A 21,973-nucleotide genomic window follows, 5' to 3' on the forward strand; every position below is an offset into this window, starting at 1 on the left:
CTGGCCACGACTCAGTACCCGAATTTCTTGACGACCATAGAGCATTGGAACCACCTGATCCCATCCCGAACTCAGCAGTGAAACGATGCATCGCCGATGGTAGTGTGGGGTTTCCCCATGTGAGAGTAGGTCATCGTCAAGATTAAATTCCGAAACCCCATTTGCGAAAGCAGATGGGGTTTTGTTTTGGGCGCTCGAAAAGTGCGCAAAGATGCACGACAAATTTGCACAGTTATTTCTGAACCAGACCACTAGAATAGGCACCTAACCTTTTTTAGAGTCAGAGCCCTATCTATGCCGGATCCGGTTGATGCCCTTGAGGTGTCGGATTTACCGCTGGACAACTTGGTTGCATGCCATGAGTGCGACTTGCTGATGCGCAAACCCATGCTCGCCCTCGGTGAAAAAGCCCAATGCCCGCGTTGCGGTTATGAACTCTACGCTCACCGCCATAATGTCGTTGAGCGCAGCCTCGCCCTGGTACTCGCCGCGCTGTTGCTGTACGTCCCGGCGAACTTTCTGCCCATCATGCAGCTCAATCTGCTCGGGCAGTCCTCAGAGGACACTGTGTGGAGTGGCGTAGTCGGTCTATTCGATACCGGGATGCAAGGCGTCGCCGCCGTGGTGTTCCTATGCAGCATGGGTATTCCGCTGCTCAAGCTGCTTTGCCAGCTGGTGGTGCTGCTCAGTATTCGTTGGAAGATCGGCCGTAGTTACGGCCTGCTGCTGTACCGCATTTACCATCATATGAAAGATTGGGGAATGTTGGAGGTCTACTTGATGGGCGTACTGGTGGCGATCGTGAAACTCGCCGACATGGCCTCAATCACCATCGGCCTGGGTCTGGTCTGCTTTGTCAGCCTATTAATGGTTCAGGTTCTGCTTGAGGTGGTGATGTCGCCGCACCAGATCTGGCAAGCACTGTCAGGAGAGGATGATCATGCGGGCGATTGATGCGGGCATTCTGATTTGTACTGAATGCCACGAGCTGAACAAACAAGAGCCTGACACCGATGAGCAAACCTGCACGCGATGCGGTGCGCTGATCCATGCCCGTCGCCCCAACAGCCTCACCCGTACCTGGGCCTTGCTGATCACGGCGGCCATTCTGTATATCCCCGCCAATCTGTTGCCGATCATGACCGTCAATTCCCTCGGCCAGGGCGAGCCCAGCACCATCATGGCCGGAGTCATCCAACTGGTGCAGCACGGCATGTTCCCGATTGCGGCTGTGGTGTTCATCGCCAGCATCCTGGTGCCGACGTTCAAGCTGGTGGGCATTGGCCTTTTACTGTTCTCGGTTCAGCGTCACCAACCGCTTTCCGCGCAGCAACGCATTATCATGTACCGCTTTATCGAATTCATTGGCCGCTGGTCCATGCTGGATATCTTCGTGATCGCCATCCTGGTGGCGGTCGTAAACTTCGGACGGCTTGCCAGCGTCGAGGCCAACCTTGGCGCCGCAGCGTTCGCCAGTGTGGTGATCCTTACGATGCTTGCCGCAGTAACTTTTGATCCCCGACTGATTTGGGATAACACGGAGTCGGACGACGACCATGAGTGATTTGCCTAAAGCTAAAACCCGCCCGGCCTCCAACTGGTCAGCCATTTGGGTTCTTCCCCTGATTGCCTTGATCATCGGCGGTTGGCTGGGGTGGCGTGCCTATTCCCAGCAGGGTATTGAGATCCAGGTGCGCTTTGAAAGCGGCGAAGGCATCCAGGCCAACAAAACCGAAGTGGTCTACAAAGGCATGTCCGTGGGTAAGGTAAAGACCCTTGCCCTTGACGACGAGGGCAATAATCGCGGGGTGATTGCCACCATCGAGATGAACAAGGATGTCGAGCAATACCTCAAGACCAACACGCGTTTCTGGCTGGTCAAGCCCAGTGTCAGCCTTGCCGGTATCACCGGCCTGGAAACCCTGGTCTCGGGTAACTACATCGCCGCCAGCCCCGGTGACGGTGAGCCCACACGCAAATTCAAGGCGCTCTCCGAAGAGCCGCCTTTGTCCGACGCCAAGCCTGGCCTGCACCTGACCATCAAGGCCGACCGCCTCGGCTCGCTCAACCGTGGCAGCCCGGTGTTCTATAAGCAGATACAGGTCGGCCAGGTCAAAAGCTACTTGCTCTCCGAGGACCAGAGCACCGTCGAGATCAAGGTCTACATCGAGCCGACCTACGCCAACCTTGTGCGCAAACACACCCGCTTCTGGAACGCCAGCGGCATCAGCATCGATGCCAATCTCTCCGGCGTGAAGGTGCGCAGCGAATCCCTCTCCAGTATCGTCGCCGGCGGCATTGCCTTCGCCACGCCGGAGAATCGCAAGGACAGCCCGCCGACCGATCCGAGCCTGCCGTTCCGCCTGTACGAAGACTTCGACGCAGCCGCTGCCGGTATCAAGGCCAAGGTCAAGCTCACGGACTTCGAAGGCCTGCAGGCCGGGCGTACACCGGTGATGTACAAAGGCATTCAGGTGGGCAGCCTGAAAACCTTGAAGATCGACCCGGACCTGTCCAGCGCCAACGCCGAGCTGACCCTCGACCCCTTGGCCGAAGACTACCTGGTTCAGGACACCCAGTTCTGGGTGGTCAAACCTTCCATCTCGCTGGCCGGCATTACCGGCCTGGAAGCCCTGGTCAAAGGTAATTACATCGCCATTCGTCCTGGTGACAAAGGCAGCGCCCCGCAACGCGAATTCGTCGCCCGCGCCAAGGCGCCGCCGCTGGACCTGCGTTCCCCGGGCCTGCACATGGTGCTGTTCACCGATAACCTCGGCTCCCTGGATGTCGGCAGCCCAATCCTCTACAAACAGGTCAAGGTCGGCTCGGTGCAGAGCTACCAGTTCTCGCGCAAGAACAAGCAACTGGTGATCGGCGTTCATATCGAGAAGGAATACGAAAACCTGGTTAACGGTTCGACACGTTTCTGGAATGCCAGCGGCGTGACCCTGACCGGCGGCCTTACCGGTGGTATCCAGGTGAAGAGTGAGTCCCTGGCCAGCCTGATGGCCGGCGGTATTGCCTTCGAAACGCCACAGCCGAACGTACCGCTGAAAAAGCGCATTCCACGTTTCCGTTTGTTTGCCGACCGTGAGGCGGCCAATCAGCATGGCACCCTGGTGACCATCAAGGTCGAGCGTGCTGACGGTATGCGTCCAGGCACACCGGTACGTTTCAAAGGCCTGGATGTCGGTAAGATCGAGAGCGTGGACCTCAGTGCCGATATGCAATCGGTGTTGCTCAGTGCACGTATTACCCAAGTAGCGGACCGCATCGCGCGCGTCGGCAGCCAGTTCTGGGTGGTCAAGCCAGAGCTGGGCCTGATGAAAACCTCCAACCTGGAAACCCTGGTCACCGGGCAATACATCGAGGTGCAGCCGGCTGCGAAAAACGCCGGTCCGCAGAAGAGCTTCGTCGCACTGGCCCAACCCCCTGAAGCTGTCCGTCAGGAGGCTGGCCTGAGCCTGACACTCAGCGCCGCACGCCGTGGCTCGTTGAAAGAAGGTGTACCGGTGACCTACCGTGAAGTCACCGTGGGCAAAGTGACCGGCTACGAGTTGGGCCAGACCGCCGATCGGGTGCTGATCCACATCCTCATCGAGCCCAAGTACGCACCGCTGGTACGCAGTGGCAGCCGCTTCTGGAACACCAGCGGCTTTGGCCTCGACTTCGGTCTGTTCAAGGGCGCGACGGTGCGCACCGAATCCCTGGAGACGCTGGTGGCCGGCGGTATCGCCTTTGCCACGCCAGACGGCGAGCGCATGGGCAACGCCGCGCGGCCGCAGCAAACCTTCCCGCTGTTCGACAAATTCGAAGAGGAATGGCTGACCTGGGCACCGAAAATCCCACTCGGCAAATAAAGCTACAAAAAAAGGCCGCGATCCAATGGATCGCGGCCTTTTTGCATTTCAGCGCAAAACGTCAGACCTCATCCAGCTCCGGTTCATCCGCCTGCACATTCACTGTCGCCTTCACCACATCATGGCGACGGATGTACTTCCAGTCTGCCTCATCGATGTAGATCCCGTTCGGCCCGCTGCCGCCTTCCAGGTCGATTGCCACCTGGGCAGACACCTGCGGCTTCACACTGGCGAGGATCGGCACGAAGCCCAGCTGCAAACTGGTTTCCAGCAACGCCGCCTGGTTCTTCTCATCGATATCCGCTGCTTCGTCGAGGTAGTACGGCAAGCGCACACGCCCGGCCTGGTCACGGTCCATCAAGTGCAGCAACAAGTACATGTTGGTCAGCGCCTTGATGGTCATGGTGGTGCCGTTGGACGCCGCGCCATCGATGTCGGTGTGGATCACCGGCTGGCCGTGCACCTTGGTGATTTCGAAGGCCAGCTCGAACAGGTCCTTGAGGCCCAACTGGTTATGGTTGGCGGCCACCAGGCGGGCCAGGTATTCCTTGGCCTCTTCGTTCTTGTTGTCCTGCTCGGCACTTTGGCTGAGGTCGAACACCGACAGGGTTTCGCCTTCTTCGTACTGGCCAGCACTGTGGATGATCTGGTCGATATGCTTGAGGGCTTCCTTGTTCGGCGCGAGTACGATGCGGAAGCTCTGCAGGTTGGACACCTGACGCTTGTTGATCTCGCGGTTGAACAGCGCCAGCTGGTGTTCCAGGCTGTCGTAGTCGCTGCGGATATTACGCAGGGTTCGCGCAATGTCAGTGACCGCCGCGCGGCGCGCCTTGCCCAGTGTCAGCGCCTCATCGGTGCGGTGCGCATAAGCGTTGATCAACAATTGCAGACGACGCTCTACATCATCCTCGCTGTCGAACTTGGCCACGCCCTTGAGGCGCACCTGAGCATACAGCGCCTCGATCTGGCCATCGGCACGCAGCAGGCCCTGCCAGCTGTCCTGATAGTCATTGAGCAGCGGCAGCAGGTTATCCATGGAGTCATCGACCGGGTCCATGAACGGCGTGCCGAACGGCAAGTCGGCCGGCAACAGCTGCCTGCGGCGCAAGGCGTCATCCAGCGTACGTTGCTTGGCTTCCATATCGCCGATCTGGCGGCCCACCAGTTGCAGCTTGGCGGACAGTTGCTGGACGCGCTCGGTGAACGCATCGCTGGAACGTTTCAATTCATCCTGGGCCGCTTCCATCTGTGCCAGGTTTTCCAGTTTTTCGCCTTCTTCGGCACTCAGGGTTTGCGCGCGACGGAAGTCTTCCAGCGCCTTTTGCGCGTCCAGCACCTGCTGGTACAGCGCTTCGGTCTGGGTCTTGCTCGCCGCGCGGTCGGAGGCCACGGCCTGCTGGGTTTTCAGCTGCTTGAGTTCTTTCTCCAGGCGTTCCTTTTGGTCGCGCAACGCCGCGCGATCCGCCAGGGCCTGCAGCGCCGGTGGTTCGATGTGGGAGATGTCGATGGACAGCCCCGGCACTTCAAAGCGCTCGCCCTTGAAGCCATCGAGGATCTGCTCCAGGGATTTGACCCACTGGCCGTCCTCGTCCAGGGTGATGCCGTGTTCACCTAATGGCAGGCTGAACAACGAGCTGTTGAACAGGCGCATCAGGCGCTCGACGTCCTGCTGCGAAAACTCTTCGCGCAGCTTGGCGTAGCTGTTGTTATCAGCGTGATCAAGCTGCTGCTTGACCGACTTCAAGCGTTTTTCCAGGTCACGCAGACGCTCGTCCAGATCCTCGGCGCTGAACTGCCGCGACTGCGCCAGGGCGCCCGCCAGTTCATCGTGAGCATCCTTGGCCGCCAGCAGTTGCTGCTCCAGGACCTTGACGTCATCCACCAGGGCAAAGCGATGCTTGAGCACCGACAGCTCGCCCAGCCAACGCTGGATGCCGCTGATTTCCCGCTCCAGGCGCATCAGCTCCTGGGTGCCGCCACGCTGGTCGTTCTGCAGTGCGTCCTGCTCGTTGCGGTAGTGCTCGGCCTGGATGGTCAGCTCTTCCTTGCGCGCACTGGCATAGTCCGACCAGGTGCCGAGCAGCGAATCCAGCAGCGGCGACAGGCGATGCAGCTTGCCGCGCAGTACGTCGCGCTGGCGAACGCCGTTGGCCAGGGCTTCCACCAGCGGGCCGGCTGCGACCAGGGAATTGTAGTCCTGCTCCATACGTCGTACGTCGCGGAAGGCTTCTTCGCACGCTGCGATGTAATCCACACTGCCCGAACGCAGGCTGTGCTCGAACGCATCGAGGAACAGCTGCTTGAGCTTGGCCGCGGTGATTTCGCGCATGTGCAGCAGGTTGATAAACAACGCGCGGAAGGTTTTCAGGCTTTGCTCACTGGTGGAGCGCAGCGGGATCAGGGTCAGGTCCAGCGGGATCGACGTATGACCACCCACCAGCAAACGGCGCAGTTCATCCGGCTTGAGTTCGTAGGCTTTCAGGCCTTCGCGCTCAAGGTTGGTGAACAGCTCCTTCTGACGCAGGCAGGTGTCGTTTTTCTGATAGTGGGCCAGGTCCAGCTTGCCGGCGTAGGCAAAGAACTGGTGCCCGAAACCGCCGCCCGGGCCGCGCCCGACCACGCCGATTACGTGGGGGCCATGGGGCAGGGAGACTTCCACCAGGATGTAGCTGGTGTCGGTGGCGAAGTAGAAGCGTCGCGATTGCTCCAGGGTGTACTTGCCGAAACTCATGTCCGACATGCGCGCCAGGATCGGGAACTGCAAGGCGTTGATCGACGCGGATTTACCCAGGTTGTTGGCGCCATACACCGACAGCGGTTCTTCCAGCGGGAACAAGCCCAAGCTGTAGCCGGCGGTGTTCAATAGGGCGAAGCGGCGGATGCCGTAGCGTTCCTTGCTCATGCGTCGGTCTCCTGTTCTTCGGCAATGGCGCGGGCCAGGGCGTCTTCTTCGCTTTCTTCCGCGAAGTCACTCAAGTCCAGCGGGTCATCGGTCTTCAGCAGCTTCTCATCGCTGTCTTCGTCGATGATCACCGGTGCCGGCAACGGCAACACGCTGTGCACGCTGGCCGCGAGGTCACGGTCTTGCTGCACCGACAGGCACACGTCGAGGAAGCGGTGCATCGGTGGCAGGAAGCGGTAGATGCCGTTGTCTTCGCTGGCAAAACCCAGCTGGGTCATGCGGCGCATGATCTTTTCTTCGAGTTCTTCCTGGGTCTGCACTTCGGCCTGGATAAACAGGTCGCGGTACTTTTCCAGCAGGGACGGCAGTTCATCGCGACCGAGGCTGCCACCGTCGAGCACGGCGATCGGGTCGCGGCCCTGGTCGGCCAGGTGCTCGACAATGATGAAGGTGAACAGCGCCAGGCGCTGGGCGGTCTTGTTGACCTGCGCACTGGCAATCGCGGAGTCCGGCACGAAGTAGTAGAAGCCACGGGTATCGCACACCAGCTCAAAGCCCAGGGCCTTGAACAGCGTGCGGTACTGGTCCTGGAAGTTCGACAGTTGCGCGTACAGCTCGGGGTCGCGGCGGCTGACGTGGTAACCCTTGAACAGCTCGCGAAAGATCGGCGCCAGCTGGGACAGTTCGGATAGATCAAGATGCATGAGGTGTACTCGCAGAATGCTCGGCGGCGTCGGTGCCGGCCGGGAGCAGGGCGAATGAGCGCAGGCTGACCTGGTGCTCGTGTGTGTGGTAGTCGCGGCGTTCCAGGCGCTCGCGCTTGAAGCGTTTCTCCCGCGAGAGCCGCGAGAACCAGTACAGCAATTCGTCGGTGGCACCGTCCGGTTCCTGCTCCAGCAGCCAGGTCATCAGGTCCGGCATCGGCAGCGCGTCTTCGCAGCGCTCGAGCATTTCCTTGACCGTCCGCGGTGCGCGCTGGGCTTCGCCCTTGTGGGACTTGTGCGCCTTGGGGAACCGGGCCGGTTTCGGCTCGAAGTTCGCCAGGGCATACACATAGGCCTCGACCTGGCTGGCACTGCCGAGGAAGGTGCTTTGCGGTCGGGTAAACATCGGCATCGCCGCCTGCGGCACCGCGTCCAGGCCTTTACGGCGGATGGCCGACAGCGCCAGCGCCGCACCGCGGGTCACGGCGTTGTGCCGACGCGCTTCTTCGCGCAGCGGCAACAGCAGCTCGCGGGCATGCCGCAAGGTCAACTGGGCGCTGGTCTGCATTTCGAGGATGCGCGCGTGGGTGCGCAGCAGCATGTCGTCGTCCACCAGGTGGCCGAGGCGCTGTTGCTCGGTGAGCATGCGCAGCAGCACGTTTTCCACTTTGCGCACGCCTTGCTCGAAGGCACCGTCGGCGTTCACCAGCTGGATCATCGGTTCGACGTACTCGTCCCAGGTCGCCAGGACTTCAGCATAACGCTGGCGCAGCGGGATCTGCCGGTCGCTGGTCTTGGCACGGTCGGCCACGGCCGCGAGGGCCTGTTCGTCGTTGGCGAGTTTTTTCAGTACGTCGCGTACGCGCATGTCCAGCAGGCGCAGTTGGCGGGCCAGGTCGTGGCCATCACGAATGTCGAAGGCATCCTGGATATAACCGGCCAGGCGCTCCAGATGGCGCAGGTAGGCTTCGATCTCCAGGCACAGGCCAAGCCGGTGCTCCTTGCGAAGATAAGCCAGGAAGTCGTGGATCTGCGCGTTGAGCTCGAAACGGTTCGGGCTCTTGGCGACAGGCACCAGGATATCCAGGCGAATCCACACGTCCAGCAGGCTGGTGATGTCCTGGGGCGTGCTGTCAAGTTGTTGGGCGGCCAGTTGTGCGCGCAGCTCGCCGAGGCTCAGGGTGCCTTGGTCGAAGTGTTCGCACAGTGGCTCAAGTAAGGCCCAGTGTTCGGCGAGGGCGCGCAGGACGCGCTTGGGTTCGATCATGGGAATGGCCGGCTGGTTGGCGATTAAAAGTCGCGATTGTACTGCATCAGGCGCGGGATTTATCCACAGCCGGTCAGTGCACAGTGGGCGATTGTTACCGAACAGCGGTAGAATCCCCGCTCTTTACTTATCCACAAGTGGCCGAGCTGTGCTTATCGAGTCCCGACGTCGCGCTTACTTGACCGCCATGCAGGTGGTCAACTGGCTGCCCCGCACCGAACTGCCGTTCGCCGCCCCGTCGCGGCCCGAGCTGTTAGCGGCGCTTGAGCCCTATGAGGCGTTCGAGGTTTCGGGGGAGGAGGCGGCTGCACCGGTGGCTGTGGTCAAACCCGTACTGGAAGCTCGTCCTGCGGTTGAACGCGTCAAGGTCGAGGTGCCGCGCCCGGGGCCAATGGCCAAGCCCGTGGTGGCCGAAGCGGCTGCGCCGGTTGCCAAGGCCCCCGTGGTGCCGCCGCCACGTTTTGCCCTGCAGTTATTGCGGGCCGGGCGTTGCCTGCTATTGGTGGAGTTACCCACCGGCGAGCGCTTCCAGACCCGCGACCCCGCCTACATGCTGCTCAAGGACATGCTGCGCGCCGCCGGCCTGCCCGACAGCCCGCAAATCGTCGGCGACCCGGTCCGTTGGCCGCTGCTGGTACGCGGCACCATGGACCAGGGCCCGGAAGCGGCGCGGGATTTCGTGCAAGGCTTCGTCTCGGCACGCCTGGAGGACGAACCCTGCGTGTGCCTGTGGCTGATCGGCCTGCCCGCCGTACGATTTGCCGGTGAAGCGAACGCAGAAGCCTGGTACCGCGAACTGCAGGTCGAGGGCCTGGGTTCTGTATGGGCCCTGCCGGGCCTGGAATTATTAATGGAAGAGCCACAGCGTAAGGCTGATGTCTGGCAAGCCATGCGCCGGCTGATGGCGCGCTGGAAAACAACCGATGAGTGAGGCTTTATCCTTCCGCCCGATGACCGAGGCCGACCTCGACGCCGTGCTGAAAATCGAATACGCGGCGTTCAGCCATCCCTGGACCCGCGGGATCTTTCTCGACGGCCTGGGCAAGTACCAGATCTGGCTGATGTTCGAAGGCGAGCAGCAGGTAGGTCACGGCGTGGTACAGATCATCCTCGATGAAGCGCATTTGCTGAACATCACCGTCAAGCCGGAAAACCAGGGCCGTGGCCTGGGCCTGGCACTGCTGGAACACCTGATGTCCCGCGCCTATGCCGCCAACGCGCGGGAATGCTTCCTGGAAGTGCGCGACAGCAATACCGGCGCGTTCCGCCTGTATGAGCGCTATGGCTTCAACGAGATTGGGCGTCGTCGGGACTACTACCCGGCCGTCGGCGGGCGTGAGGATGCAGTCGTGATGGCCTGCACCCTGGTCGATTAAACACACAAGCCAAGGTGGCAGGGGGCAGGTCGCCCCTCCCACATTTGGATTTACGCAGTGTCAGCGGTTTCCGTCCACCGGGTCCAGATCAGCCAGTTCCGCTTCATCCAGGCCATTGCCGCCGCCAATGTCATCTTCATCGACAATGCTCAGGTCAAAATCCGCCGGGTTGTCTTCGCCCGCCTCCCGAGCATCCCGCGCACCGTCTTCATGGATCAGGGTTTCCGGGCTCATGTCATCATCGGTCGACTCATGATCCGCCGTTGAAGCCCCGGTCATTCCGGCCTCGCGCACCCGTTCGTCGGGCATCAGCTGTTCTCGCTCGCCACGGGGGATCTCATTGCCAATCTCCGCCGTCGGTTCTTCCTCGTCAAAATCCAGCTCGCGCATCGAGCCCATGCGGTCTTCGTTGTCGTCAATCGGTTCGGGCTGTGCAGCGCCGTAGGGACGTCGTGATTCAGTCATGGCCAATCCTCATACTGTGGGGCTTATAGTGTGTGGACAGGCATGGCCCCCCAAGATTCAAGTAATTGCCCGCCGGCTATCTTTATGATCGGCGTGACCCGGACGGGCGGTCGTCTGTCAAAGCTGCGCATCATTCCTGAGGCTTTCCCTGATGAACGAACTACAAGACCTGCTTGATAACAACGAACGCTGGGCGGATGCGATCAAACAGGAAGATCCCGAATTCTTCGCCAAGCTCGCCCGCCAGCAGACCCCTGAATACCTGTGGATCGGTTGTTCCGATGCGCGGGTACCGGCCAACGAGATCGTCGGCATGCTGCCCGGTGATCTGTTCGTACACCGCAACGTGGCCAACGTGGTGCTGCATACAGACCTCAATTGCCTGTCGGTGATCCAGTACGCGGTCGATGTGCTCAAGGTCAAACATATCCTTGTCACCGGCCACTATGGCTGCGGCGGCGTGCGCGCCTCGATGCAGGACCGCCAGTTCGGCCTGATCGACGGCTGGCTGCGCACCATCCGCGATCTCTACTACGAAAACCGTGACGTGCTGGCCCAACTGCCGACCGAAGAGGAGCGTGTGGACCGCATGTGCGAGCTGAACGTGATCCAGCAGGTGGCCAACGTCGGCCACACCAGCATTGTGCAAAATGCCTGGCACCGTGGGCAGAGCCTGTCGATCCACGGTTGCATCTACGGCATCAAGGACGGCCGTTGGAAGAGCTTGAACACCACCATCAGTGGCTTCGAGCAACTGCCGCCGCAGTATCGCCTGCGTCCGCTGGGCGAAGCCTAAGGCCGTTTGCGTTCGCGCCAATGGGTCATGAACGCCTGGCCCTCGGCGTTCAAACACTCTGTGCTGCCGGTGATCCAGCCCCGGCAGTTCAGCTCGCCGCATTGGCAGGCGAACTGTCGGAACAAGGTGTCCTCGGTACTGGCGTAGTCCAGGGTCAGCGGGGCGCCGGCGGGGATGGGCTGTACGGTCCAGAGTTCCAGGTAAGTGGTGTCGAAAAACACATTCGGGTTGCAGGAGTGTCGCAGCAGGCCGCAGAACCAGCTGTCATACAGGTGGATGCGGGCCGACAGCTGCAGCGTACGTGGGCGTCGCTCGTTCACGGCGTAACCGGACACCCGGGCAATGCGCACGCGGCCGTCAAAATCCACGCGAGCCCTGACGCCGCCGCCGTCGCGCTCAACCTTAAAGTGCTTGGCCGAAGGGTAGCCCTGTTCAACGAGCAGTGTCTTGAACGGGTACAAACCATCACCCACAACGGTTTTAGCCTGGTCCATGGCTTGAGTTTTCATAACTCTCCTTGGTTAGGCTGCATCGACCTGCGGGTGGTGGCTGACTACCAGTCTTGCAGCGGATGGGCCCGGCTCAAGACTCGCTGAACGTGGAGCCGATTTCTACTGTCAACTTTGACAGTAGAAATCGGATTTTTTTGCTGTCTACAGCGCAGGCGCCGTGATGCTGGGGGCGGGTGCTGCGTTTTTCAGCTGCTTGAGCTGCGTCTTGATCGAAGGCGTGGCGCATTTGGCGTTCGCCTGTTCCGGGGTCAGGTTGCGCACCGAGGTGTAGAACAATTCGCAGGTCTGCTCTTTGCGCGTGACCTGCCAGGTGTTCATGCAGGCCTTGAGCAGTACATTCGGATCGCTCGCGGGCTTCTGGCCCATTCCGGCCTGCCAGCAGGCGGCGCTCAAGTCCTGGCCCATCACTTTCAAGCCGGCTTCGTCGGCTTTCTGCTCGTTACCGTCATAGGTGTCCGGGCTGGCCGCGTACCAGATGTAGCTGGGGTGGTTGGCGCCCAGCACCGAGACGGTCCTGCCCGCGGCAGGGCTGATCTGCGCCAGGCCCAGCACACCCACGGTCTGCCCGTATTGCTGCTTGATCCAACTGCGCACCGGCGCGCCGAACGCGACCATTGGCAGCGAGCCGTTGGGGTGCAGGCTCAGTTCGCTGACCATGCGGGTCTGGTAGTCGGTGAAGTAGCCGTAGACGTTCTCCAGGTCCTTGCCCGCATTGGAAGGGGCGGCGATGGGGGCGATATCGATGATGGTCTGGTAGGCCGGGGTTTCGGTGGCCGGCACGCCGTTATCGGTGAGCAGGCTGGCCCAGCGGTCGGTGGTGGCCGACTCCAGGTAATCCTGGGCCTGGGTCAGCGAATAATCCGGCGGGAAATGCAGCAACTCGATGCTCTTGCGGTTTTCCAGGGCCATGCCCAGTGGCAGGAACAGGTACCAGTTGTACGCCCACTTGCCGTCGCTGTTGAGTCTGCTCGCGCCCTGGTAGGCCAGGTCAGCGGTATTGAGCAGCGCGGTCAGGGGCTGGCCGTAACTGTCGGGTACACCGCTGAAGGTCGCGGCGAGCTGCCCTTCATGGTTCTTGACGCTGACCTTGGCTCGGCTGTAGCCATCGCGCTGCAGGCTTTGGTTCAGGTAGTGCTCGGCGGTCTGCTCCAGCGTCCATGGCCGAAAGCAGATCACATTGCAGTTATTGGGGTAAGCGAACAACTGGGTCACCCGTTGAGTGCTGCCCAACGGTACTTCGATGTCGGCGTGTACGACCGCACTGGCCATCAGTGCGGCCAGGGTGAAGGACAACCTGGTCGGTTTGAACATACTTGATTCCTTGTCAGCGAAAGCCCGTCTGCGCGGGGTGAAAGCCCACCTCCTCACAGTAGCGGTTGGCCAGGAAAACCGCGTGCTAAATCGCCAGGCATGTCGCTATTGGATAAGCGTCCTACACGCTGAACTGCAACGCGTTGCTCAAATCCCCCATGGGTTTCTGACCCCGGGCAATCATGGCGTCATCGCGTTGCTTGAGCCCGTCCAGGGTCTCCAGCTGGAAGACCCGCGTAATCAAGCGCAGGATCGACGCGGTGTCGTACACCGTATGGTCCACGGTGCCTTTACGCGCGAAGGGCGAGACCACCAGCGCCGGGACCCGCGTGCCTGGGCCCCAGCGGTCGCCTTTGGGCGGGGCGACGTGGTCCCACCAGCCGCCGTTTTCATCGACGGTCACCACCACCACCATGTTTTTCCATTGCGGGCTTTCCTGCAGCACCTTCAAGGCGCGGACGATGTGGCGGTCGCCCGACGCCACGTCAGCGTAACCGGCGTGCATATTCAGGTTGCCCTGGGGCTTGTAGAAACTCACCGCCGGCAGCTTGCCGGCCTGGGCATCGGCGAAGAATTTATTGGTGCTCGCCTCATCGCCCAAACCGCCATCGCGCAGGCGCTTGTCACGCTCGGCACGGTTCTCGGGGCCCTGCTGCTTGAAATAGTTGAACGGCTGGTGGTGGTACTGGAAGTTGGGGATCTTCGGAATGCCGCCCGAATCCTTGAACTGGTCCAGCGTCGCCTGCCACGCCCCGGCGTACCACGCCCAGTCGACGTTCTTTTTCGACAGCTTGTCGCCGATATGTTCGTGGGTTTGCGGCACCAGCACGTTGGGCAGGTCGGCTTTTGCGTAGTCCGGGTTTTCCGGGTCACGAATCCAGGTCGGCCAATACGGCGGCGCCAGGGTGTTCACGCCGTAGCCGTCCGGGGTCAGCGCGCTGGGGCCGAACTGTGGCGGGCCGGTCATGGCGCTCGCCGGGGATTTATCCAGCGGTTTGAGACGCGGGTCGGTGGGGTCATCGCTTTGCAGCGTGGCGATCTGCGCCTTGGCCACCGACTGCGCGGCATTCGGGTAGAACGGCGCGGTGGCGCTGATCAGGTATTGATGGTTGAGGAACGAGCCACCAAACGCGCCCTGGAAGAAGTTATCGCAGAGCACAAACTCCTTGGCGACATCCCACAGGCGCAGGGAATAACGGCTCTGGGCGTAATGGCCCATGACCAGGCCGCCGGCGTCGGCCCAGGCGACGAAACCGTCGTTCTTGCCGCCGTTGATCTGCATCTGGTTCTGGTAGAACACGTGCCACAAGTCGCGGGTGACCAGGCTCAACGGCAGGTCTTCGGCGTTCGGGCCCTTGAGGGCGAACGGGGCGTTGGGCAGGTTTTCCTGGAATTGCACTTCGCTGGGGTAAGTCACCCCGTCCACGCTTTGCGGGCCCACTTGCAGCACACCGCCCCAGGCCGGGGGCAGGGTGGTCAACAGGCTGCCGTCGCGGTCGCGTTGCTGTGTGTCGGCGGCGGAAAGCGCCGACAGCGGTTTCTCAACGCCTGGGAAGTCCGCAAACAGATTGTTGAAGCTGCGGTTCTCGGCATAGATCACCACCACGGTCTTCACCTGGTCGTGCAAGGCCTTGTCCAGCTCCTGGGGCGTGAGTGGCCGCGCCACCGGCTTGCCCGGCGCCTCACCGCCATTGCCGCAGGCACTCAAGGTCGCGCCAACCCCCAACACCGCCGCGCCCCCCAGGAAGCGCCGACGGCCGGTGTCTACCGGCGGTTGGGCCATGGCATCAGGGGAAGGGCGGTCTTCGTGATCATCACTCATTGCGGGGAGTCCTTGCTGGCGAGATGTTGCAAGATATTTCGCAGGACGGTAGCAATGCAATGTGACGGAATTAAGGCAGCTGCAAGCTATGAGCCTCAAGCTTCACGCTTCAAGCTTGAGGCTTGAGGCTTGCAACTGATCCTACGGCATGACGGGCGGCAAATACTTCAATGTCGTCCCCAGCGCCCACAGCAGGAACAGCACCAACGGTGTGTGCACCAGCAGCTGCACAAACGAAAACCCGATCAAATCCCGCGCCTTCAACCCCAGCACTCCCAGCAACGGCAGCATGTAGAACGGGTTGATCAGGTTCGGCAGCGCCTCGGCCGCGTTGTAGATCTGCACCGCCCAGCCCAGGTGGTATTGCAGGTCATTGGCCACTTGCATCACATAAGGCGCTTCGATGATCCACTTGCCGCCGCCAGACGGGATAAAGAAGCCCAGCACCGCCGAGTACACGCCCATCAGCAGTGCATACGTGTCGTGGGAGGCGATGGACGTGAAGAAGGTCGAGATATGGTGCGCCAGGGTCTGGCCGTCGCCGCCCTTGACCACGGTCATCAGCGCCGCAATCGAGCCGTACAGCGGGAACTGGATCAACACGCCGGTGGTGGTCGGCACTGCACGGGCCACCGCATCGAGGAAACTGCGCGGGCGCCAGTGGAGCAGGGCACCGACCATGATGAACAGGAAGTTGTAGGTATTCAGCCCCGAAATCGCGCTGATCGCCGGCTTGGTCGAGAACTCATGGAACAACCAGCCCGCCGCCAGCAATGCCAGCAGAATGGTCAGCAACGGGCTGTGTTCCAACCATTCGCCGGGGCGACCCGGTGGTTGCAGCTTGGGCAGGTTGAAGGCCGGGTCGACGCCACAGGCCTTGGCGTCACGGGCGCTGTTGGGGCCGGGCGCGGTGGCGTAGGCGATGATCAGCGACACCACGATCAGTGCCAGCAACAGCACACCGGATTGCCACAGGAAGATGGTGTCGGTAAACGGGATCACCCCGGTGATCGACAGGATCGACGGCGGCAAGCTGGCCGGGTTGGCCTGCAATTGTGCGGCTGACGACGACAGCCCCAGCGCCCACACCGCGCCCAACCCAAGATAGGCCGCCGCACCTGCAGCACGGTAGTCCATGCGCAAATCCGTACGGCGGGCCAGCGCACGCACCAGCAAGCCACCGAACACCAGGGACAGGCCCCAGTTGAGCAATGACGCCACCATAGAGATCAACGCGACCCACGCCACGGCGGAGCGGCCGTTCTTCGGGATGCGTGCCAGACGGTCGATCAGCTTGACCGCCGGTGGCGAGCTGGCGACCACGTAGCCACCGATCACCACGAAGGCCATCTGCATGGTGAACGGGATCAGGCTCCAGAACCCGTCGCCAAAGGCCTTGGCGGCTTCGGTCGGCGCGGCGCCCATGCCCAGGGTCGCCACGGCGACGATGATCACGGCGAGGGCGGCGAACACCCAGGAGTCCGGAAACCAGCGCTCGGCAAAGTTCGAGCAGCGCAGGGCAAAGCGGGCATAGCGGCTTTCTTCGATAGCATCGGCCACGAGTCTTTCCTCTTGTAGTTATTATGGTGTCGGCAATTTTTCGGCATGTTCCTCCACGGCCATTGATATGGGAATGCAGTTATCTTCATCGATCCATGAGGAAAACAAATATATCTGCCGCGATTGCCATCAACCGGCTCAGCTCATAACCTGCACGCCATTTTGTTTGTCTGCCGAGCCTCAACATGACTGCCACCTCTGTGCCACAGGCGCAGCGTTTTTCCCGCTCCGACTACAAAACCCTGGGCCTGGCCGCCCTGGGTGGCGCCTTGGAAATCTACGACTTCATTATCTTCGTGTTCTTTGCGCTGACCCTCAGCCAACTGTTCTTCCCGCCGGAAATGCCCGAGTGGCTGCGCCTGCTGCAAAGCTTCGGCATCTTCGTCACCGGTTACCTGGCGCGCCCGTTGGGCGGCATCCTGATGGCGCACTTCGCCGATCACCTGGGGCGCAAGCGTGTGTTCAGCCTGAGCATCCTGATGATGGCGTTGCCGTGCCTGCTGATCGGGATCATGCCCACCTACGCGCAGATCGGTTATTTCGCCCCGCTGATCCTGCTGGTGCTGCGCGTGCTGCAAGGTGCGGCGGTGGGCGGTGAAGTACCCAGCGCCTGGACCTTCGTCGCCGAACACGCACCGCGCAACCATCGTGGTTATGCCCTGGGCTTCCTGCAAGCCGGCCTGACCTTCGGCTACCTGCTCGGTGCGCTGACTGCCACGCTGCTGGCACAGGTCTTCACCCCGGCCGAAATCCTCGACTATGCCTGGCGCTTCCCCTTCCTGCTTGGCGGTGTGTTCGGCGTGATCGGCGTGTGGCTGCGGCGCTGGCTCAGCGAAACCCCGGTCTTCCTCGAAATGCAGGCCCGCCGCCAGGCCGCCGCCGAACTGCCGCTGCGCACCGTACTGCGTGACCATCGCGCCGTACTGTTGCCGGCGATGATCCTCACCTGCGTGCTCACCTCCGCCGTAGTGGTATTGGTGGTCATCACCCCGACCATGATGCAGAAAACCTTCGGCATGAGCCCCAGCCACACCTTTGCCTTGAGCGCCCTGGGCATCGTCTTCCTGAACATCGGCTGCGTCCTCGCCGGCCTGCTGGTGGACCGCATCGGTGCCTGGCGCGCGGTGCTGGTCTACAGCCTGCTGCTGCCGGTGGGTATTTTCCTGCTGTACGCCAGCCTGATCAGCGGCGGCATCTGGCTTGGCGCGGCGTACGCGCTGGCGGGCTTGAGTTGCGGGGTGGTGGGCGCGGTGCCGTCGGTGATGGTCGGCCTGTTTCCGGCGCAGGTGCGGGTGTCGGGTATTTCCTTCACCTACAACATCGCTTACGCACTGTGGGCAAGTACCACGCCGCTGATGCTGATCGCGCTGATGCCGACCAGCCCGTGGATTTGCGTGGGGTATTGCGTGGTGATGGGCGCGGTGGGGGTGGTGTGTGTGGCGCTGTTTGGCAAGCGCCACACCCTGGTTGGATGAAACTCAGGTCAAAAAGTGCCAGAGCAGCAGGGTACCGATCAGGCCGACGACCGAAACAATCGTCTGCAACACCGACCACACCCAAATCGTCTGCTTCAGCTGCAAGCCAAAGTACTCGCGCACCATCCAGAACCCCGCATCATTGACGTGGCAGAAGAACACCGAACCTGCGCCGATCGCCAGCGCCACCAGTGAGCTTTGCGTCGCCGCCAACCCGGCCATCATCGGTGCGAGGATGCCGGCGGTCGTGGTGGTGGCGACCGTGGCCGAGCCGGTGGCCTGGCGCAGCGCCACGGCGATCAACCAGGCCAGCAGCAGGTACGGCATGTGCGCGCCTTCGGCGACTTTGCTGATGGTCTGGCTGACGCCGGCGTCGAGCAAGGTTTGCTTGAGGCCGCCGCCGGCGCCGATGGTCAGCAGCAACACGGCGATGGGGGCAAGGGCCTTGCGCAGGGTGTTGCCGACCTCAGCGCGCGGCATCCCGGCGGCCCAGCCCAGGCAGATCACGGCGGCGATCACCGCCAGGCCCAGGGCGATCAGCGGTTCGCCGAGGAATTTCAGGGTCAGGCCCACGCTGCTTTCCGCTGGCAGCGCGACTTTGGCCAGGGTGCTGCCGAGCATCAGAATCACCGGTAACAGAATGATCAGCAATGACACGCCAAAGCTCGGCTGGCGCGGGGCCTTGGGCGGGGCGCTGAACAGCGCGCCGATGTCGGCCGGCTCATCCACATGCAGGCGTTTGGACAGCCAGTTGCCATAGAGCGGCCCGGCGAGGATCACCGCCGGCACCGCCAGGCAAAAGCCCAGCAACATGGTCAGGCCCAGGTCGGCGTGCAACGCGCCCACCGCAATCAGCGGCCCCGGGTGCGGTGGCATCAAGGCATGCAAGGTGGTCATGCCCGCCAGCGCCGGGATGGCGATTTTCAACAGCGGCTGGTTCGAACGTTTGGCCATCACAAAGATGATTGGCACCATCATCACCAGGCCTACTTCGAAGAACAGCGGCAGGCCGATCACCATCGCCACCAGCGCCATCACCCATGGCAACGACTTGCCCTTGCCCAGCCCGAGCAGGGTGGTGGCGATGCGGTCGGCCGCGCCGGATTCCGCCATCAGCGCACCCAGCATCGAGCCCAGGGCAATGATGATCCCGGCCTCACCGAGGATCGCCCCGGCGCCCTTGCTGAAGGCCTTGGCCACCTCTTCCGCTGGCAGCCCGGCGCCGACCCCGGCGATAAAGGTGCCGATCAGGATCGACAGGAACGGCGGCAACTTGGTCGCGCTGATCAGCACGATGATACTGGCGATGGCCAGCAGTACGCAGAGCATGAGACGGGTGTCGTGAACCATCCACGCGGCAGTCGATAACGCCAAGGCGGGACTCCTTATCGAACAGGTTGGGAAAATTGTTTCTTTTTATTTCCTGCCCCAAAAGCATACCTGATAACGCCCGCCGTAGAGCCATTGCTGTCGGATTTGTAATCTTTGCTCCACCGCTCTGATAAGTCGCGAACGCTACATTCTCCCGGCTTTTACTTTATGGGCGTGGAACTCTCGTTATGGCAATTTCCGTTAGAAAGCTGGTGGGGGCGACGCTGTTGTGGGGCGCCGCCAGCATTGCCCAGGCACAAACCCTCACCCTCGACGCCGCCCTGCAAACCGCCTTCGCCAACAACCCCGACCTGGCGGCCGCGCAATGGGACATCGAGATCGCCGCGGGCGGTCGCCAGCAGGCCGGGCTGATCCCCAATCCGGTGGCGTCCTGGGATGCCGAAGACACTCGTCGCGATACGCGCACCACCACCCTCAAGCTCAGCCAAACCCTGGAACTGGGCGGCAAGCGCGGTGCCCGCATTGACGTGGCGACGCGTGCCCAGGACGCCGCCGCACTGGCCTTGGAACAGCGCCGCAATACGTTGCGCGCCGAGGTGATCGAGGGCTATTACGGCGCCCTGCGCGCCCAGGAACGTCTCGACCTGGCCCAGCGTTCCCTGGCCTTGGCCGAGCGCGGGCTGGTGGTCGCCAACGGCCGCGTGACTGCCGGCAAATCCTCACCGGTGGAAGCCACGCGTGCCCAGGTGCAGTTGTCGGAGATTCGCCTCGAACTCAACCGCGCACACATGGGCCTCACCGACGCCTATCGTCGCCTGGCCGCCAGTACCGGCAGCGCGGCGACCGACTTCCAGGCCGTCGCCACGCCAAGCCACTCCACACCGCCGTTGCCGTCCGCCACGCACCTGTTGGCGCGCCTTGAACAGACCGCCGAACTGCGCCTGGCCGAACTGCAGATTGTGCAGAACGAAGCCAGCGTGGGCCTGGAAAAAGCCCAGCGTATTCCCGACCTGGATGTGTCCATTGGCAGTCAGTACGACGCCAGTGTGCGCGAGCGGGTGAACCTGGTCGGCGTGTCGATGCCGATTCCGTTGTTCAACCGCAACCAGGGCAACGTGCTCGCGGCCACGCGCCGTGCCGATCAGGCCCGCGACCTGCGCAACGCTGCCGAATTGCGCCTGCGTACCGAAACGCGCCAGGCCCTGGACCTGTGGCAAACCGCGAACAGCGAAGTGCGCGCATTCAACCAGCAGATTCTGCCCGCCGCCCAAGGCGCGGTGGACAGCGCCACCCGCGGCTTCGAGATGGGCAAGTTCAACTTCCTCGACGTGCTCGACGCCCAGCGCACCCTGATCGCGGCGCGCACCCAATACCTTGCGGCCACCGCCCAGGCCACCGATGCCTGGCTGCGCATCGAACGGATTTACGGCGACCTCGCCCGGTTTTGATTTTTTCTGGAGTGCCTTATGAATAAACGACACGGCGTGGCGCTTGCCGTCGCCTTGGGCCTGATGCTGTCCGGCGTGGCCAACGCCGAGGAAGAAGAAGGCACCCTCGAGCTGACTGAACAACAAATCCAGGCCGCCGGCATCGAGCTCGCCGAGGCCCGACCCCGGTCGATCAGCACATTGCTTACGCTGCCAGGGGAGGTGCGTTTCGACGAAGACCGTACCTCGCATATCGTCCCCCGCGCGGCCGGTGTGGTGGAGTCGGTGAAGGTCAATCTTGGCCAGGCGGTGAAGAAGGGCGAGCTGCTCGCGGTGATCGCCAGCCAGCAGATTTCCGACCAGCGCAGTGAGCTGGCGGCCAGCGAGCGTCGGGTTGAACTGGCGCGTATCACCTTCCAGCGTGAACGCCAGCTGTGGCAGGACAAGATTTCCGCCGAGCAGGATTACCTGCTGGCGCGCCAAACCCTGCAAGAAGCCGAAATCGCGCTGAACAATGCCCGCCAAAAAATGACCGCGCTCAGCGGCAACACGGTATTGGCCGGCGGCAATCGTTACGAACTGCGTGCGCCGTTCGCGGGCGTGGTGGTGGAAAAGCACCTCGGTGTCGGCGAGGTGGTGAGCGAGACCAGTAACGCCTTCACGCTGTCTGACCTGTCCCAGGTGTGGGTCACCTTCGGCGTATTTCCCAAGGATTTGAACAAGGTCCGGCTCGGCAAACCGGTGAAAGTCAGCTCCACGGAAATGGGCACCGACGTGCTGGGCACCGTGGCCTATGTCGGCAATTTGCTCGGCGAGCAAACGCGCACCGCCACCGTACGTGTGACGGTGCCCAACCCCGACGACGCCTGGCGCCCTGGACTGTTCGTCACCGTGCAACTGGCCACCGACACTTACCAGGCCAAGGTCACCGTGCCGCAAACGGCGATCCAGACCGTCGAGGAAAAACCCTCGGTCTTCGTACGCACCCCAGACGGTTTTATCACCCGCCATCTTGAGCTTGGCGCCAGTGAAAACGGCTACGTCGAAGTGCGCCAGGGCCTGGAGGCCGGAGCCCAGGTGGCCACCACCGGCAGCTTCATCCTCAAGTCCGAATTGGGCAAGGGCTCGGCCGAGCACGCCCATTGATCCTGCGAGTGATTTCCC

18 protein-coding genes and 1 rRNA gene are annotated in these 21,973 nt (G+C 62.1%); 10 read left to right on the forward strand and 9 right to left on the reverse strand.

The features are described 5' to 3' along the window. Positions 1–26 precede the first annotated feature (26 nt). From rrf to B9N88_RS27410, 4 genes are all read left to right on the forward strand, one after another. Positions 27–142 (forward strand): 5S ribosomal RNA (gene rrf / locus B9N88_RS27395). A gap of 152 nt (positions 143–294) precedes the next feature. Next, positions 295–954: a paraquat-inducible protein A gene (locus tag B9N88_RS27400; protein ID WP_027606960.1), complete on the forward strand. Its 660-nt coding sequence runs from the start codon at positions 295–297 to the stop codon at positions 952–954. Further along, complete coding sequence (locus B9N88_RS27405; RefSeq protein WP_027606959.1) at positions 941–1,564, forward strand: paraquat-inducible protein A; 624 nt, start codon at positions 941–943, stop codon at positions 1,562–1,564. Before B9N88_RS27400 ends, B9N88_RS27405 begins: the two co-directional genes overlap by 14 nt. Beyond that, positions 1,557–3,860, forward strand: a complete 2,304-nt coding sequence (locus tag B9N88_RS27410) for a PqiB family protein (protein ID WP_027606958.1) — start codon at positions 1,557–1,559, stop codon at positions 3,858–3,860. Before B9N88_RS27405 ends, B9N88_RS27410 begins: the two co-directional genes overlap by 8 nt. Positions 3,861–3,921: 61 nt before the next feature. Here the strand turns inward: B9N88_RS27410 and mksF are convergent, their stop codons facing one another. The 3 genes from mksF to mksB are packed head-to-tail and all read right to left on the reverse strand — an operon-like array spanning position 3,922 to position 8,733. Next, positions 3,922–6,762, reverse strand: coding sequence for an Mks condensin complex protein MksF (gene mksF / locus B9N88_RS27415; RefSeq protein ID WP_027606957.1), 2,841 nt, complete (start codon positions 6,760–6,762; stop codon positions 3,922–3,924). Then, a complete protein-coding gene (gene mksE / locus B9N88_RS27420) occupies positions 6,759–7,466 on the reverse strand; it encodes an Mks condensin complex protein MksE (RefSeq protein WP_027606956.1) in 708 nt (235 codons plus the stop codon). The genes mksF and mksE overlap by 4 nt, the downstream gene beginning before the upstream one ends. Further along, positions 7,456–8,733 carry an Mks condensin complex protein MksB gene (mksB, locus tag B9N88_RS27425; RefSeq protein WP_027606955.1) on the reverse strand — a complete coding sequence of 426 codons (1,278 nt, stop codon included), beginning with the start codon at positions 8,731–8,733 and terminating at the stop codon, positions 7,456–7,458. Before mksB ends, mksE begins: the two co-directional genes overlap by 11 nt. A gap of 187 nt (positions 8,734–8,920) precedes the next feature. Between mksB and B9N88_RS27430 the strand changes: the two genes are divergently transcribed. Then, positions 8,921–9,664, forward strand: coding sequence for a hypothetical protein (locus B9N88_RS27430; protein WP_051429386.1), 744 nt, complete (start codon positions 8,921–8,923; stop codon positions 9,662–9,664). Next, entirely contained in the window at positions 9,657–10,109 is a 453-nt protein-coding gene (gene rimI, locus B9N88_RS27435) for a ribosomal protein S18-alanine N-acetyltransferase (protein WP_003188286.1), read from the forward strand. The genes B9N88_RS27430 and rimI overlap by 8 nt, the downstream gene beginning before the upstream one ends. A gap of 60 nt (positions 10,110–10,169) precedes the next feature. Here rimI and B9N88_RS27440 read toward each other — a convergent pair whose 3' ends face one another. Then, on the reverse strand, positions 10,170–10,574 hold the full coding sequence (locus B9N88_RS27440; protein ID WP_027606953.1) for a hypothetical protein: 405 nt from the start codon (positions 10,572–10,574) through the stop codon (positions 10,170–10,172). A gap of 151 nt (positions 10,575–10,725) precedes the next feature. Here B9N88_RS27440 and can point away from each other — a divergent pair, with 151 nt between their 5' ends. Next, entirely contained in the window at positions 10,726–11,370 is a 645-nt protein-coding gene (gene can / locus B9N88_RS27445; protein ID WP_003188288.1) for a carbonate dehydratase, read from the forward strand. Here the strand turns inward: can and B9N88_RS27450 are convergent. From B9N88_RS27450 to B9N88_RS27465, 4 genes are all read right to left on the reverse strand, one after another. Next, positions 11,367–11,879 carry an SET domain-containing protein-lysine N-methyltransferase gene (locus tag B9N88_RS27450; RefSeq protein ID WP_027606952.1) on the reverse strand — a complete coding sequence of 171 codons (513 nt, stop codon included), beginning with the start codon at positions 11,877–11,879 and terminating at the stop codon, positions 11,367–11,369. The genes can and B9N88_RS27450 overlap by 4 nt on opposite strands. A 144-nt stretch (positions 11,880–12,023) precedes the next feature. After that, the gene (locus tag B9N88_RS27455) at positions 12,024–13,193 is read right to left on the reverse strand and encodes a hypothetical protein (RefSeq protein WP_027606951.1); all 1,170 of its coding nucleotides are present in this window, start codon (positions 13,191–13,193) and stop codon (positions 12,024–12,026) included. A 121-nt stretch (positions 13,194–13,314) separates the two neighbouring features. Further along, positions 13,315–15,015 (reverse strand): acid phosphatase, encoded by a 1,701-nt coding sequence (locus tag B9N88_RS27460; protein ID WP_027606950.1) that lies wholly within the window; start codon positions 15,013–15,015, stop codon positions 13,315–13,317. 141 nt (positions 15,016–15,156) lie between these two features. Further along, positions 15,157–16,575 carry a short-chain fatty acid transporter gene (locus B9N88_RS27465; RefSeq protein WP_027606949.1) on the reverse strand — a complete coding sequence of 473 codons (1,419 nt, stop codon included), beginning with the start codon at positions 16,573–16,575 and terminating at the stop codon, positions 15,157–15,159. A gap of 185 nt (positions 16,576–16,760) precedes the next feature. On the opposite strand from B9N88_RS27465, the gene B9N88_RS27470 reads away from it, so the two are divergent. Beyond that, the gene (locus tag B9N88_RS27470; protein ID WP_027606948.1) at positions 16,761–18,050 is read left to right on the forward strand and encodes an MFS transporter; all 1,290 of its coding nucleotides are present in this window, start codon (positions 16,761–16,763) and stop codon (positions 18,048–18,050) included. A 3-nt stretch (positions 18,051–18,053) separates the two neighbouring features. On the opposite strand, the gene B9N88_RS27475 is transcribed toward B9N88_RS27470, so the two are convergent. Further along, positions 18,054–19,424, reverse strand: coding sequence for a GntT/GntP/DsdX family permease (locus B9N88_RS27475; RefSeq protein ID WP_027606947.1), 1,371 nt, complete (start codon positions 19,422–19,424; stop codon positions 18,054–18,056). Positions 19,425–19,609: 185 nt separating this feature from the next. On the opposite strand from B9N88_RS27475, the gene B9N88_RS27480 reads away from it, so the two are divergent. Together B9N88_RS27480 and B9N88_RS27485 are read left to right on the forward strand one after the other, a co-directional pair. Beyond that, on the forward strand, positions 19,610–20,830 hold the full coding sequence (locus B9N88_RS27480) for a TolC family protein (RefSeq protein WP_027606946.1): 1,221 nt from the start codon (positions 19,610–19,612) through the stop codon (positions 20,828–20,830). 18 nt (positions 20,831–20,848) lie between these two features. Continuing rightward, complete coding sequence (locus B9N88_RS27485; RefSeq protein ID WP_027606945.1) at positions 20,849–21,955, forward strand: efflux RND transporter periplasmic adaptor subunit; 1,107 nt, start codon at positions 20,849–20,851, stop codon at positions 21,953–21,955. The last annotated feature ends 18 nt before the right edge of the window (positions 21,956–21,973 follow it).

The sequence above is a fragment of the Pseudomonas sp. LAMO17WK12:I1 genome (assembly GCF_900177315.1).
Taxonomy (GTDB): domain Bacteria; phylum Pseudomonadota; class Gammaproteobacteria; order Pseudomonadales; family Pseudomonadaceae; genus Aquipseudomonas; species Aquipseudomonas marginalis.